This window comes from Serratia sp. BFP-2025, from assembly GCF_050880365.1.
In the GTDB taxonomy this organism is placed as follows: Bacteria; Pseudomonadota; Gammaproteobacteria; order Enterobacterales; family Enterobacteriaceae; genus Serratia; species Serratia surfactantfaciens.
In genome coordinates, this window is sequence record NZ_JBPAFV010000001.1 from 2342094 (window position 1) to 2357264 (window position 15171).

General features: G+C 59.4%; 12 protein-coding genes. 2 read left to right on the plus strand and 10 right to left on the minus strand.

Annotation, left to right across the window (positions count from 1 at the left end; translation table 11 throughout):
• The first annotated feature begins 183 nt into the window (after positions 1 to 183).
• Positions 184 to 1374, plus strand: coding sequence for an amino acid aminotransferase (locus tag ACRAWE_RS11260; RefSeq protein WP_432525353.1), 1191 nt, complete (start codon positions 184 to 186; stop codon positions 1372 to 1374).
• A 79-nt stretch (positions 1375 to 1453) separates the two neighbouring features.
• On the opposite strand, the gene ACRAWE_RS11265 is transcribed toward ACRAWE_RS11260, so the two are convergent.
• The 7 genes from ACRAWE_RS11265 to cmoM form a co-directional block, all read right to left on the minus strand.
• The gene (locus tag ACRAWE_RS11265; RefSeq protein WP_432525354.1) at positions 1454 to 2101 is read right to left on the minus strand and encodes an MBL fold metallo-hydrolase; all 648 of its coding nucleotides are present in this window, start codon (positions 2099 to 2101) and stop codon (positions 1454 to 1456) included.
• A gap of 64 nt (positions 2102 to 2165) precedes the next feature.
• Positions 2166 to 2714 (minus strand): YcbK family protein, encoded by a 549-nt coding sequence (locus ACRAWE_RS11270; RefSeq protein ID WP_025159674.1) that lies wholly within the window; start codon positions 2712 to 2714, stop codon positions 2166 to 2168.
• Between the two features lie 180 nt (positions 2715 to 2894).
• Positions 2895 to 4703, minus strand: a complete 1809-nt coding sequence (ldtD, locus tag ACRAWE_RS11275; protein WP_025159675.1) for a L,D-transpeptidase — start codon at positions 4701 to 4703, stop codon at positions 2895 to 2897.
• 220 nt (positions 4704 to 4923) lie between these two features.
• Positions 4924 to 9372 carry a chromosome partition protein MukB gene (gene mukB, locus ACRAWE_RS11280; protein WP_019454530.1) on the minus strand — a complete coding sequence of 1483 codons (4449 nt, stop codon included), beginning with the start codon at positions 9370 to 9372 and terminating at the stop codon, positions 4924 to 4926.
• Entirely contained in the window at positions 9369 to 10097 is a 729-nt protein-coding gene (gene mukE, locus ACRAWE_RS11285; RefSeq protein ID WP_025159676.1) for a chromosome partition protein MukE, read from the minus strand. Before mukE ends, mukB begins: the two co-directional genes overlap by 4 nt.
• Positions 10078 to 11400: a chromosome partition protein MukF gene (gene mukF / locus ACRAWE_RS11290; protein ID WP_004928228.1), complete on the minus strand. Its 1323-nt coding sequence runs from the start codon at positions 11398 to 11400 to the stop codon at positions 10078 to 10080. Before mukF ends, mukE begins: the two co-directional genes overlap by 20 nt.
• Complete coding sequence (gene cmoM / locus ACRAWE_RS11295) at positions 11397 to 12182, minus strand: tRNA uridine 5-oxyacetic acid(34) methyltransferase CmoM (protein ID WP_019454532.1); 786 nt, start codon at positions 12180 to 12182, stop codon at positions 11397 to 11399. Before cmoM ends, mukF begins: the two co-directional genes overlap by 4 nt.
• Positions 12183 to 12334: 152 nt before the next feature.
• On the opposite strand from cmoM, the gene elyC reads away from it, so the two are divergent.
• A complete protein-coding gene (elyC, locus tag ACRAWE_RS11300) occupies positions 12335 to 13108 on the plus strand; it encodes an envelope biogenesis factor ElyC (protein ID WP_154746873.1) in 774 nt (257 codons plus the stop codon).
• 7 nt (positions 13109 to 13115) lie between these two features.
• Here elyC and ACRAWE_RS11305 read toward each other — a convergent pair whose 3' ends face one another.
• From ACRAWE_RS11305 to ACRAWE_RS11315, 3 genes are all read right to left on the minus strand, one after another.
• Positions 13116 to 14012 (minus strand): YcbJ family phosphotransferase, encoded by an 897-nt coding sequence (locus ACRAWE_RS11305; RefSeq protein ID WP_019454534.1) that lies wholly within the window; start codon positions 14010 to 14012, stop codon positions 13116 to 13118.
• 148 nt (positions 14013 to 14160) lie between these two features.
• The gene (kdsB, locus tag ACRAWE_RS11310) at positions 14161 to 14910 is read right to left on the minus strand and encodes a 3-deoxy-manno-octulosonate cytidylyltransferase (RefSeq protein WP_019454535.1); all 750 of its coding nucleotides are present in this window, start codon (positions 14908 to 14910) and stop codon (positions 14161 to 14163) included.
• On the minus strand, positions 14907 to 15089 hold the full coding sequence (locus ACRAWE_RS11315) for a Trm112 family protein (protein WP_004928237.1): 183 nt from the start codon (positions 15087 to 15089) through the stop codon (positions 14907 to 14909). Before ACRAWE_RS11315 ends, kdsB begins: the two co-directional genes overlap by 4 nt.
• Positions 15090 to 15171: the final 82 nt, after the last annotated feature.

Sequence of the window (15171 nt, forward strand, 5' to 3'; positions counted from 1 at the left end):
TTTTGTTTGTGTCAGCCGGTAACTTTTTATTCTGCCAATTCCCCCTTCCCCATCATTTTTTCTGCCTAACTCTTCCCCTTCACAAGATCGCGGTGTTTTTGTCGCAAACGGTTGGCAAAGCCGGTAACTGGCGTTACCCTGATGCTTCTGTCTGCTTAACTCCGAGATTTGGAAGCACCTGACATGTTTGAAAAAATCACCGCCGCACCCGCCGACCCGATCCTGGGCCTGACCGACATTTTCCGCGCCGACGCCCGCCCGAATAAAATCAATTTAGGGATTGGCGTTTATAAAGACGAAACCGGTAAAACCCCGGTGCTGACCAGCGTAAAAAAAGCTGAACAGTATCTGCTGGAAAATGAGACCACCAAAAACTATCTCGGCATTGAGGGCATCCCGGCATTCGCCAGCTGCACGCAAGAGCTGCTGTTCGGTAAAGAGAGCCCGATCGTCGCCGATCGTCGCGCGCGCACCGCACAGACGCCAGGCGGCACCGGCGGCTTGCGCGTGGCGGCAGACTTTATCGCTAACCAGACCAGCGCCAAACGCATCTGGATCAGCAACCCAAGCTGGCCGAACCACAAAAACGTCTTTAGCGCCGTGGGCCTGGAAGTGCTGGAATACGCCTATTACGACGCCGCCAACCACGCGCTGGACTTTGACGGCCTGCTGAACAGCCTGAAACAGGCGCAGGCCGGTGATGTGGTGCTGTTCCACGGCTGCTGCCATAACCCGACCGGTATCGATCCGACGGCGGAGCAGTGGGCTCAGTTGGCTGAGCTTTCCGTCGTCAACGGCTGGCTGCCGCTGTTCGACTTCGCTTATCAGGGCTTCGCCAACGGGCTGGAAGAAGACGCGCAAGGTCTGCGTATTTTCGCCGCCAAACATAAAGAGTTGATCGTCGCCAGCTCCTACTCGAAAAACTTCGGTCTGTACAATGAGCGCGTCGGCGCTTGCACCATTGTTGCTACCGATGCCGAGACCGCCGATCGCGCCTTTAGCCAGGTGAAAGCGGCTATCCGCGCCAACTACTCCAACCCGCCGTCACACGGCGCGGCCGTTGTCGCCACCATTCTGGGCAATGACGCGCTGCGTGCGATGTGGGAGCAGGAGCTGACCGATATGCGTCAGCGCATTCACCGCATGCGTCAGCTGTTCGTGAACACTCTGCAGGAGAAAGGCGCACAGCAGGACTTCAGCTTCATCATCCAGCAGAACGGCATGTTCTCGTTCAGCGGCCTGACCAAAGAACAGGTGCTGCGTCTGCGCGAAGAGTTTGGCGTCTACGCCGTGAACTCGGGCCGGGTTAACGTTGCCGGCATGACGCCGGACAACATGGCGCCGCTGTGCGAAGCCATCGTCGCCGTGCTCTAAGCGCGTCGGCGCAGGCCATCAGGACATAAAAAAGGGGCGCTCTAAGCGCCCCTTGATTATTTCTGCCGGGAAATAATCGTTACCACACCGCCGGCTCTTCACGCAGGAACGGGTTGGTCTGGCGTTCGTGGCCGAAGGTCGACATCGGGCCGTGGCCGGGAATAAAGCGCATGTCGTCACCCAGCGGCAGCAGCTTGGTGCGAATAGAGGCGATCAGCGCGTGATGGTCACCGCGCGGGAAGTCGCTGCGCCCCACGCCGCCGTTAAACAGCACGTCCCCCACCAGCGCCAAACGCGCCTGTTCATTAATAAAGACGATGTGGCCCGGCGTATGCCCTGGGCAATGCAGCACCTTGAGCGTCATCTCGCCCACCCGCATCTCATCGCCTTCCGACAGCCAGCGAGTCGGCGTCAGCGGCGCACACTCTTCCAGCCCGAACATCCGGCTCTGCGCCGGCAAACCGTCCAGCCAAAAAGCGTCCTCTTTATCCGGGCCGTAAATCGGCACCTGATAATGATCCGCCAGCTCCGCCGCCGCGCCGACGTGATCCAAATGGCCGTGCGTCAGCAAAATCTGCGTAATTGTCACACCCTGCTGCGCCACTTCCGCTTTAATTTTTTCCGCTTCGCCACCGGGATCGACCAACGCCGCCTGTTGCGTGTTTTCACACCAGATCAGACTGCAGTTCTGGCTAAAGGCGGTAACGGGAATAAGATGGTATTTCATAAGGCTCCAACGACAATAACGCCGCCTCCGCAAGGAGCGGCGTTATTCACTGAGGGCACAGCGGTTACCAGTTCCGAACCGGGCCGGTATCGATGTGCACGAAGTTGCTACGTGGGTAATATCCTACACCACCGGCGCGCATTTTTAACGCCGCTTTACGGATATTACTCAATTGGATACCTTCGATATGGAAATCCATCGCCTGGCCCTTGGTGTGGTAGCTGTGCTTGGCCACGCCGCGGCTGTGAGCGCGCAGTTCATTGTTGGTATCTACGGAACGGTAACCGGAGATCAGCTGCACCGGCTTGCTGGTACCCAGCAGCCCCTGCAGGCGGTAGAGGTGATCAAACAAGCTGGGATCGATCGATTTGACCTTGTTGGCGCGATAATCGCGGAACAGATGATTTAGCCGAACCAACTCTTCTTTATTGTAACCTTTGCCGTCAAAGAACTCGGCTTTAATAGATTCACCGGTATTCAGGTTATTCAGCACTAAAATACGCGGTCGAGCGGTGGAAAGACTGGCAAACGCCTGCCCTGGGAGCAGCGCTATGCCCATAGCAGCGCCACCTAGCGCCAGCCATTTACGGCGGTGATGATCAATTTTGTCCATGACTCTGTTAAACCCGGCAAGAATGTCAAAATAAATGCACAAAGCAGCGCACTGTCCGAACCATAACCGCCTGCGTATGCTGAGTCAACCCGCGATACGCCTAGGTTTACAGGCCCCCGCCTGTGGGGGCCTGTGGTATAGCCAAACATTCTGACCGTTATTTATTTATAATTACTGCATTTACTGCATTAATTTTTTGGCCTGAGCCAAAATTTGTGCGCCCGATCGCACCGTATTATCATAATTGTAAATATCTGTGCGGAATTGCGGTTGGCCGTCATCCGAAACCCAGGCGGTCAGATAATACAGTTTTACGGGAATACGCTGGCGAATATTCACATAAGTGGTATTCCCCTCTTTCAGCGTGGAAGAAACGCGGCTGTTGTTCCAGCCGGCATCCTGCAGCAGCATATTCGCCAAATCGGACGCTTTGTTCACCCGCACGCAGCCGGAGCTAAGCGCGCGAATGTCTTTCTGGAACAGGCTGTGGTTCGGGGTATCGTGCAGGTAGATAGCGTCTGAACTCGGCATGTTGAACTTGAAGCGCCCCAGTGAGTTGGTGGCGCCCGGTGCCTGGCGCACGCGATAGGGGAAATTGCGTGCAGAGACCATGCTCCAGTCGATCATCGCCGGATTGATCACTTCCGCGTCGTTGCTCCAGCCCGACAGCACGGTATAGCCGTGTTTCTGGAAATAATTACCGTCGCGCATCGCCTTCGGCACAATATCCTCGCGCACCAGAGTGGTCGGCACGTTCCACGGCGGGTTGACCACCACGTTGTTCAAGGCGCTGCTCATCAGCGGCGTCTTGCGGCTTGGGCGCCCGACGATAACGCGGGAAGAGAGCACCTCGTTGCCGTTCTGGTAGTAGGTCAGCGAATAGTTGGGAATATTCACCATAATGCCGGTGCTGACATGCCCCGGTAAAATTCGCAGGCGCTGGATATTCAGCGCCAGCAGCGCGGCGCGAGTCTTTGGCGACACGTTGAGCCACTCGCGGGTGCGCACGCCAATCACGCCGTCCGCCGTCAGCCCCTGCCATTTTTGGAAGCGCTTGACGCCCTCCACCAGCTCGTTGGTGTAGAGGTTGTCGCTCACCACGCTGCCGACCTGCGGCGGTGTCTGTTCCGCCGTCAGTTCCGTCACCGGCGCCGCCGATGGGCTGACCGTCACGCGGCTTTTTTCTTCGTCTACCGTCAGCCCGCCGTCGTCCGGCTCATTGCTCTTCGCCGAAACCACCGCCGGCTCCGGCTCCGCTTCAGGCGCCGAGGCGGCCAGCATGCCGGTGCGGGTCAGGATTTCCCGCAGCGCTGGAATATCATTGCTCATTTGCCCAGGGCGCAGGCTCGGGCCGCTGCCCACCTGCGGCCAGGGACGATTATCCGCCAGCATGTCGCGCAGCGCCTGATGCATTTTGGCGTATTGCGGATGCTGCGGCGCGAGCGAGTTCACGTAGCTCAGGGTGCGCGCCTGGCGCACCGCCAGCTGCCATTGGTTGATCACCGCATTAGGCGGCAAACCAAGCTTGTAGGGAATATTGCTGTACAGCCAGTTGTTGCCGTTGGCGCCGATAGCGGACACGAACTGCAGGTAACCGAGCATCGCATCGGACAGCACCACATCGCGGCCTACGTCATTGAGCGCCGGATTGGTCAACATTTTCACCCATTGGGTGAACTGCGGCTGCACGCCGGACATTGCCAGCTCAGCCAGCTGCTGTTGAAACTGCTGAACGGCCTCGCGATCCTGCCACATCGGCTGCATATGATTCGCCGCATACAGCGGTGCCAGCGTGGAAAGGTAATGCAGTTCCATGCCGCGCGGCAGCGCGGCCAACAGTTCAGAACGGCTCTGCGCAACGGACATGCCTGCTGATGCCACCGGTAACGCCGTCACGGTGGCCGATGCGGAAAACGACGACACAAGACTACAGGCGATAGCGCCACTCAGCGCCAAACGTCGTAGAGAGTTTCCCTTTTTAAGCACCATCCCTTGCCCCCTGTATGCTCACAAAAAAAACGTCAAAAACTGCATATAGTTTCAGTATACAAACAGAAAGGCCGTTTCGCCCTGCGGGCGTCGAATAACTGTTTATGTGATTAAACTAACCGCTTTTCAACGGATAAAAAAGCAGGACTATCATCCACGCGCACAAAAAAATAGCCACCCTGCGGCGGCTATTTTCAGATTTTTAGGGCGTTTTTTTGCGTTACGGCGTTTCGACCGGCGCAGTGCCCAACGCCGGCGGCTCGCTGGCGAAACCGCGCAGCCCCACCACGTGTACATGCTCGTGGTTCTGGAACACCTTACGCACCAGTTTATAGGTGGTGCCCTTCTCCGGACTGATGTTTTCCGGCGCCGCGATGATAAGCTGCATCTCCAGACGGTCGCACAGCTCGAACAGCGTGGCGATCGATTTGGCATCCAGACGCGCCGCTTCATCGAGGAACAGCAGGCGGCACGGCGAGATGTCTTTACCGCGCAGACGACGGGATTCTTCTTCCCAGCTCTGCACCACCATCACCAGGATTGACATCCCGGTACCGATGGCTTCACCGGTAGACAGCGCGCCACTTTCCGCACGCAGCCAGCCGTCGGAACCGCGATATACCTCCACCTCCATCTCCAGGTAGTTGCGGTAATCGAGCAACTCCTCGCCGATGGTCTGCGGCGTGCGCTGCCCCATGTCGATCTGCGGATTCAGGCGCTGGTACAGCTTGGCCAACGCTTCGGAGAAGGTCAGGCGGTTGCTGTTGAACAGATCCTGATGCTGTTCCTGCTGTTCGGAGAGCACGTCCAACAGGGTGGCGTGTGCTTCTCGCACGTTGACGTTCAGGCGCACGCTCTTCACCTGGCCGAAGGCAACGGCCTGCAGCCCCTGGTTCAGCATGCGAATGCGGTTCTGTTCGCGCTGAATGGTTTTGCGGATGATGTTGGCCACGCTTTTCGAACTGATCGCCAGCTTCTGCTCGCGCGCGGTCAGCTCTTCGGTCAGACGGCCCAGCTCGATCTCCATCTGCTCGATGGCCTCGACCGGATCGTCGGTACGGATGATATCCTGGCGGATACGCTCGCGCAGGTGCTGGTAGACCGCGATATAGAACTGAATTTTACGCTCCGGGCGCTTCGGATCTTCCGACAGGCGCAGCACGTCGCGCAGGTGTTCGTTGTCCGCTACCGCCAGACGCAGCGCACCGAGCGCCTTATCCGACATCGAACGCAGTTCGTCGCCATCCATATACGCCAACTCGCGGCGATGCAGGCGGCGCTCCACGCCGTTGTCTTTCACCAGGCGCATCACCGCGCACCATCCCGCCTTGGCGGTCACCACCTGCTCGCGCAGCTGATGATAGTCGCGTTCCAGCTTGCGCAGTTTTTTCTGCAGGCCATCCATTTCGGCTTCGCAGAAGGTTAGCTGTTTCTCCAGCTGATTGCGACGAGCGCGGTTGTTGCTCAGCGCCGCATGCAGTTCGTCGCGACGCTGGCGCGCGCGCGCTTCGGCGTTGGCGTCGGCCTGCACGCCGATGTCCACCAGTTCCTGGCTCAGCTCTTTCAGCATGTCGCGCTTGGCTTCGTACGAGCTTTTCAGCGAGGCCAGCACCTGGCTGTACTGAGTGAACTGGGTTTGATACTGACGCAGCTGCTCGCGGGCGCGGGCGCGTTCGGCTTCCGCCTGCTCCAGACGCTGACGCAGCTTGTCGTTGAGATCGTTGTTGGCATTCTGCATACCGGCGGAGTCGGTATAGCTGAAGTGCGCACGACGCTGCACCACTTCAGTCAACGCGAACGCCTGCTGTTTAGCCTGACGCTGCACGCTTTGCGCCTGCGCGTAGTCCTGTTGCAGCTGTTCATGCTGCTGCGGATCGCTTTGCAGCACCGACAGTAGCGGCTCCAGCTTGGTCAGCGATACGCCATGCTGTTGAATATGACGCGCGGCGTCCTGTGCTTCTTCCAGCTCTTCGCGGATTTCGTCGACGCGGTCCTGCAGCGTTTCGTCGTTCAGCAACGATACCAGCGGCATCAGGCGGTTGAGCGCGGAAATGCCCTCTTTGGCCTGATCGTACTGCTGACGCTGCTGCTGGTTCTGCGCTTCGTGGTTGTTCAGCGCGCGCTCGATCTCACCGCGACGGCCGTTCAGGCCGCGGATCTCCGCTTCCGGGTCGGCGTCGAACGCCACCGCCAGATGGGTACCGATAAAGCGGCTGAAAGCCTGGTGCGAACGCTGGGTTTTCTGCACGTCGAACGACAGCGTGGCGTAGCGTTCCGCCAGCGTTTCACGCTCGGCATGCAGCACTTCCAGGCGGTTTTCGCGCGCCGCACGGCCGAACAGCGGCACTTCCGGATAGCGGGAATAACGCCACTGGCGATCGGCGATTTTCACCACCACCGCTTTGTCCTGCTCTTCGACGGCGAACACGCTGTCATCGAACGACTGCGGATCCCCTTCGATCAGGTAAAGATCTTCCGGGCAATCTTCCAGCCCTTCCAGCATCTCGCGCACCAACGACAGATCCGGCACCACGATGGCGTGGCGCGAAGGGCCGTACAGCGCCGAGAAGTAAGGCGCGTCGTCGATGGTAACGTCATCGTAAATTTCCGACAGCAGCACGCCGCCGAAACGCTCGGCCAACGTGACCAGGCGCTGATCTTCCGCGCCGCCCGGCTGGCTGAGACGTTCGATCTGCGCTTCCACTTCACGCTTGCGGGCCGCCACTTCGTCGCGCTCGACGGTGGTTTCGCGCTCGCGCTCCAGCAGCTGCTGCATGTATTCGGTCACCTGCTGGCTGTTTTCCAGCGGCTCTCCGCTCTGATCGCTGAGCTGGCCCAGGGCGTCCTGCGCCGCCAGCCACACCGGGGCGCGCGCCGTCAGCTCACGGATGCGCTGCTGGATCTGCTCCAGCTCCTGGCGCATCTCCATGCGGCGTTCGCCGGCTTCGCTGACGTTCTGCGACAGCGCTTCCAGGCGCTCTTCCAGCTCCTGCTGCAGCATGTCGAGATCGTCAGGCTGGTATTCTTGGCCATGGCGCTTGCAAAACTCTTGCAGCAGGCGCTCGGCGTCCTGCTGCGAGCGCAGGCGCTGTTCCAGTTCGCTCAGGCGCAGACGCAGCGGCTGAACGCGCTCGGCGAGGTGTTGCTGCGAAGGCCAGTCGCGTAGCAATTCGCGCGCGCACTGCCAGGCTTCACTGCGGCTGACCTGGCCGGCGATTTTACCCACCAGCTGATAGGCCTGTTCGAACTGACCGTGCGCGGCGTCGGCCACGCTCAACTTCTGTTCCAGCATCAGCAGTGCTTCGGTCGCTTCCTGCTCGCGGGCCTGGAAAGTGTCCAGCCACTGCTCGGCGTTGTCGGCGGTCAGATCCGGCAGTTGGCACAGCGCGCGCGCGCGCTCCAACGCCTGCAGCGCCTGCTGATACTGAATGGCGCGGGTCTGCTGCACGTCGAGCGCCTGCTGGTAGTCGGCCAGCTGGCTCTTCAGCTCATCCACTTCCAGCTCGGCCGCTTCGGCGCGCGCTTCGTTTTCGGCCTGCTGTTCGCTCGCCTCGGCCACCACTTCGTTCTGCTCTTCCAGACGGTAGGTCAGCTCTTCCAGATCGGCTTCATAGCGTTCGATCTTCTCCTGCTGACGCATCGCCGTCTGCACCAGATTCAGGTGGTCGCTGGCGGCCTGGTAATCGGTTTCCAAATCGGATTCGGCACCGCTCTGCTCACTCAGCTCGCGCGCCATTTCCACATGGCGATACTGTTCGGCGGCCAGCTGCTTGCGGCTGCCCAACAGATCGCTGCGCAGCGCCAGTGCGCCGTCCAGATGGATGCGGCGTTCGTTGGCGTGGCGCATATAGTCCGCCGCCACATAAGAGGTGGCCTCGGAGATCAAATGTTTGAACAGGTCGCGATCCGACTGGGTGACGCGGATCGCCTCCAGCGTCATGCGGTTCTCGCGCAACGCCGCTTCCATGTCCTGGAACGCCTTGCGCACGCCGCTGTTTTCCGGCAGCAGGTAATCGCGCAGCGAGCGGGTGATGGCGCTGGAGATACCGCCATACAGCGACGCTTCGATCAGTCGGTAGAACTTGCTGCGATCGGCGGACGAACGCAGGCGTTTCGGGATCACGCCCAGATCGAACATCAGCGAGTGGTAATCGGTGATGGAGTTGAACTGCTTGAACTGCACGCCCTCCATCTCTTCCACGCGCTCTTTCAATTCTTGCAGCGACAGCACGCGCGCCTGGCGTTCACCCACCGTCTGGGTCAGCAGCTCGGTCGGCTGTACTGCAGTCGGCAGGCCCTGGATGGTGAAAGGCTTGATATCGACCTTGCGATCGCGCCCCGCCACCTGCTGCAGACGCACGCCAACCACCACGCGCTGGTGGCGCGAGTTGACGACATCGAGGGTGGAGTAACACACGCCGGCGCGCAGCTTGCCGTGCAGGCCTTTGTCACGCGAACCGCTGGTGGCGCCCGCTTCGGTGGTGTTACGGAAGTGCAGCAACGTCAGATCGGGAATCAATGCGGTGACGAAAGCCGCCATGGTGGTGGATTTCCCCGCCCCGTTACCGCCGGACAGCGTGGTCACCAACTCATCGAGATCAAAGGTGCGGGCGAAGAAGCCGTTCCAGTTAACCAGCGTCAGCGAGCGAAATTTACCGCGTTCAATCATTCCTGTTCATCCTCTGCACCGTCAGGAGCGTTATCAACCTGCTGATCCTCAGCGTCATTCTCATCGTTCAGCAACAGGCTGGTTTCAACCGGCATCGCCTCGCCGTCGCGAATCATGCGCAGCTGTGCTTCACGCGGATCGTCGCCGCTGCGCACGTCGGCGCCAAAGCGGAACACCGCCTCGGTAATGCGGAACTTGCTGCTGTCATTGCCCATGAAATAGACCATGCCGAGACGGCGCAGGCGGTTCAGCGAGGTGCGCACCTTTTCGTGCAGCTTCTGCCGATCGAGATCCGAACCGGTGGAACGCTGGTTGACGAACTTCAACAGTTTGTTCTCATCGGCCAGGCTCAGCAGCTCGTCGTACAGCTCCTGATGGCTGAAGATACCTTCATGCGCCAGGCGCTCGGGGCTGAGATACAGGTAGCACAAGATCTTGCCGACCATCATATCCAGCTCGGACAGCACCGAACGCGGGATCAGCGTGGTGGAGCGCGGGCGCAAATAGAAGAAGCCTTCCGGCGCCCGAATCAGCTCGACGCTGTAACGGTTGTAAAACTCTTCCAGCTCATCCTGGAAATCCATTAAAAAGGCGTGGTTGTCCAGCTCATCGATACCGATGTGACGACCCGCGCGCAGTTGGCTGTCCAGCGCCGGGAACAGCGAGTTGGACAGCGCCTTGGCCAGTTTGACTGGCATTACTTGTTCAATATTTGTCGATGACATGGGCCTGGACCTTGGCTCCGTAATCATTGATTGCCTGCCATTCCGCCGGCAACCCTGAGAAATCTGCTTCAGCCACACCGAGGCGCACTGCCTGGTCGACCACTAAACGTGCCACGTCGAAATGACGCGCACGCGGATATTGCGCCAGGTAATCGCGCATCACCGCTGCAAGGTTGAGCGGCATCTGCTGTTCCTGGTACACCTTCAGCGCTTCTTCGATCATCGCCGCCAGCTGTTCGCGAATTTCGCTGAACTCTTCGAACTCCAGATCCGGCGGCAGTTCCCCGGTCACTTCCTCGCTGCGCAGCGCCAGTTCTTCGTCGCGCATGTCCAGCAGACGATCGGCATTGGCATGGGTCAGCGCCCACGGGTGGTCGAAATAGGTTTGCACCGACTGGCGCAGGCGTTGGGCGAACACGCGGTTTTTATCCATATCGATAGCGGTACGGATAAATTTGTGCACGTGACGATCGTAGCCGATCCACAGGTCGATCGCCTGCTGGCCCCAGCTGATGATGCGATCCAGCTTGCTCTGCAGATCGAACACCAGCTTGTCGACGAAGCCCAGCTCCACGTTGCCGAGGGTTGCGTCCTGGATGCGCAGCAGGTTGGCCTGCAGCTTATCGCCCGCCGCATCCAGCGTATCCTGCAGCTCGCGCAGGGTGCCTGAGGTTTCCGACAACAGCATTTCACAGCTGGAGATCGCCGCCCGCCAGTCTTTGCTCAGCAGCGCCGCGATGTCGTTTTTCACACTCTGCTGCTGTTCATCCATCACGCGTTGCGTCATGTCGATGCTGTCGAAGATTTCCGCCACCGAATATTTCAACGGCGCGAACACGTTGCGGTGCCAATGGAAATCGTCGCCGCCTTCGTCGGCGGCGTCGGCGGCGCGCTTCAGTTCCTGCGCCACGATCGACAGCTGCATCGACAGGCGCAGCGTGGAGAATTCGCGTTGGCGAATATAGTAATCGGTAATGCCGATACCCAACGGCGTCAGGCGGTAAATCGCATTACCGTCTGCCAGTTCGCTGGTAAAGCGGTTCAACAGGCGCTGGCGCACCATGTCGTTGATCGCATTGTTGGCGCGCATCGCCACCGTTTCATGCGTCTGTTCAAAACCTTTGCTGACATGGCGAAATGCATCAACCAGCTCACCTTCGCTCATCTCGCCGTCCAGCCGTTCGCCATTCAGGGTAGCGATGGCGAGCAGAAATGCGAGACGCTCCGTAGGGAGCGAAATAGAGAAATCATTTTTCCGTGCCCAGGCGACCAGTTCGGGTACTGTCTGGGAAAATTCACTCATAGTTCGTCCTTCAGGTTTGGTTTATGCGCCATGACGTGAATATAGCGCCCCAAACTCACGTACGGCTCCTGCCGGCAATAGTGCTGTTCAAGCGCCAGTAACTCTTCAAATTTTTGTGTTTGCAGCTGTCTGCTCTGCAGATAGTCGTGGAACACCCGCACGCCGGTTTTGCCGCTGATGCGCATGCCCAGCTGTTCCAGCCAGCCGTAGACCAATAGCGGATCGTGCGGATATTGCGGCGACAGCGAACGCTTGCGGCGCCGCCTGACCTCGGGATCCACCAGTTGGAAGTTACCCAACACCACGTTGCGCATCAAGAGGCCGTTGGCGTTGAAGAACATCAGCGACAGCGCGCCCCCCGGCGTCAGGCAGTCATACAACGCCTCCAGCGCCGCTTCGGGTTCGGCGATCCATTCAAGCACTGCATGAAACAATATCAGATCAACCGGCTGTTCCAAATGTTGAGCAATATCCTGCGCAGAACTTTGTACGAATTGCATGTTCTGGCTCACACCTTTCTGCTCCGCCAGCTGCGCAGCGCGCTGGATCATCTCACCAGAAAGATCGCACAACAACACCTGATGTCCTAATTCTGCCAGTTGGCAGGCCATATGGCCTTCACCGCCCCCGGCGTCGAGGATACGCAGCGGCCGCTGCGGCAACTGCGCCAGCAACCCGGTCAGATCCTGCCAAACCACCGCCTGGCGGATTTTTCCTTTGGTGGTGCCGTAAATATTACGCGCAAATTTTTCAGCAATATCGTCAAAATTGCGATCCTGCATGGACAACGGCTCCGCTGATCTCATTCTTGTCGGCGGCAAAGCGCACGCCCATTCAAACCTGCTATTTTGGCACAGACTGGCTTAGAATGTATCTTCTTGCGGCCTGTTTATGCCTGGATGCCGCTTTTTCACCCAAAAGGATCTGATTTTCGATGCTGTTCAACCTGAAAAAGTTCTTTGGCGCCATGCTGATGCCGCTGCCGCTGTTGATGCTGCTGATGGGGCTGGCGCTGCTGCTGCTGTGGTTCACCCGCTGGCAAAAAAGCGGTAAAACGATTTTTACGCTGAGCTGGCTGTTTTTACTGCTTTTCAGCCTGCAGCCGGTGGCCGACCGGCTGCTGCGGCCGATCGAAGCCCAATACCAGACTTATCGCGGCAACGATCCGGTCAGTTACATCGTGGTGTTGGGCGGGGGCTATACCTACAATCCCGATTGGGCGCCCAGCTCGAATTTGCTCGGCAACAGCCTGCCGCGCGTGACGGAAGGCGTGCGGCTTTACCTTGCGCATCCCGGCGCCAGAATGGTGTTTACCGGCGCATCCGCCGGAAGCATGCAAAGCAACGCCGCCACGGCGGCGCTGGTGGCCGAAAGCCTGGGCGTGCCGCGCAGCGATATGGTGATCCTGAGGGAACCGCGCGATACCGAGGAAGAAGCCGCTCAGGTCGCCAAGTTGGTCGGCGAGCAACCGTTCATTCTGGTGACCTCCGCCAACCATCTGCCGCGCGCCATGCGCTTCTTCGAGGCGAAAGGCCTGCACCCGATCCCGGCGCCGGCCAACCAGTTGGCGATCGACTCGCCGCTGAATATCTGGGATCGCGCCACGCCGTCGTCGATGTTCCTCGGCCATACCGAGCGCGCCTGGTATGAAACGCTGGGCAGCCTGTGGCAATGGCTGAAAGGCGCGGATCACGCCGGCGCCGAGTAAGTTCCGTTCAACCGGCCAGCCAGGGCAGCAGCTGTTGCGACGCAGAGTCGAACGGCCGCCGCTCCAGCTGGCCGGTATGTATCAAACGCCCTACCGCTTCCCACACCACGTACAGCCAGCGTCGCGCCAGGAATGAATCGGCGACCGGCGCCCGCTGCAGATAGCTGAACAGCAGTTGGCTGGGCATGCCCGCCTCGCAAAGGCGGAAAAGATCGTATTCGCGCGGTGCCCACAGCACCACGCCGGGATTCAGCATCGCCAGCAGCTGATCGGTTTTGGGATCTTTCAGCATGCTGCGCAGCGACAGGTTGCCATGCACCAGCACGCAGGGATCGTCGAAACCGACGAAGAAATGGGTCAGCGCTTCGCGCGTGCGGTACAGCAAACGCCGATCCGCCATGGTCAACTGCGGCGTATTGAGATTGACCACCGTCGCCCACAGCACTTCGACCCGCTGCTGATACCAGCAAAACCAGTCGTTCTCCTGCGTACTATCGACGCTGCCTACGCTGCCGTGACTGTCGATGCGGTGCCAGGCCAACATCCCATCGACGATCTGCTCCATCAGCATGTTCCAGCGATCCGGCGAACGTGTCGGCGCTTCGACCGATACGCCGCGCAGGCGCTCGATCAGCAAAATTTCCTTATACGGCGCCTGGTGGGTGCATACCACGCCGTACACCGTGGGCAGACGAATATCCCCGTCGCGCGCCAGCATCGACAGCTTGTAAGCCTCTTGCTGGGCGATGCCCTGACAGATAAAGCTTTTCGCCATCAGCGGCATGGCGTTGCCCTGCCGATCGTACAAGGAATACATATGTGCGTAAGGCTGCTCGCTCACCCGTTCCAGCCGGCTGATGGACTCACCCAGCACAATGCTCAGTTCGGCGCGTAACTGCTCCATAAAGCATTCACCTCAGGCTAATAAGGGGGATGCGTAACATCATCGAACGGTGAGCGGAAAAATACTTCAACGCAGATCAACAAAACGGGGATCAGATAGGGGGTATTGCATCGTCGGCGCGTTGCGCAGCGCGCCGACGAACTCAGGCTCAGGGTTGAATGCTGTCGCGCACGCGCTGGAGATCTTCCGGCGTATCGACCCCCACGCTCGGGATCGCTTTCGCGACCGCCACGTGGATTTTTTCACCGTACCACAGTACGCGCAGCTGTTCCAACAGCTCGATCTGTTCCAGCTGACTTGGCGCCCAGCTGACATAGCGGCGCACGAAGCCGGCGCGGTAAGCGTAGATACCGATGTGACGCAACAGGCTGTCGCCGATGCTCTCTTTCGACGCGGCGAAACGCTCGCGATCCCACGGAATGGTGGCGCGCGAAAAGTAGAGCGCATAACCCTGCGCATCCATCACGACCTTCACCGCATTAGGATTGAAAGCTTCTTCGGCGCTGTCGATCGGCACCGCCAGCGTCGCCATGCCGGCCTGGCTGCCCGCCAGGTTCTCCGCCACCTGCCGCACGATCACCGGCGGGATCAGCGGCTCATCGCCCTGCACGTTGACAATGATCTGGTCGTCGGCAAAGCCGTAATGCGCGATCACTTCCGCCAAACGCTCGGTGCCGGAATGATGATCCGGACTGGTCATGCACACTTCACCGCCGGCGGCTTCCACCGCTTTGGCGACTTCAGGGTGATCGGTCGCCACGATGACGCGGCTGGCGCCGGACTCACGGGCGCGCTCCATCACGTGCACCACCATCGGTTTGCCGTGAATATCGGCCAGCGGTTTGCCCGGCAAACGGGTCGAGGCGTAGCGAGCAGGGATAATAGCGATAAAACTCATGCGTGCTTCTCGTCCAGCGACAGCGCACGCGCTTCATTTTCCAACAGCACCGGAATGCCATCGCGCAGCGGGTAAGCCAGCCCGTCCGCTTTGCACACCAGTTCCTGGTTTTCTTTATTGAAATAGAGTTTGCCGTTGCATACCGGGCAGGCAACGATTTCGAGTAAACGGTGGTCCATGCATCCTCCGCAAGGGGATAGGTCATCTGGGAAAGGGGATGAGGATAGCATAACGTCCGGCCTCAGGTTAATCACCGGCGGC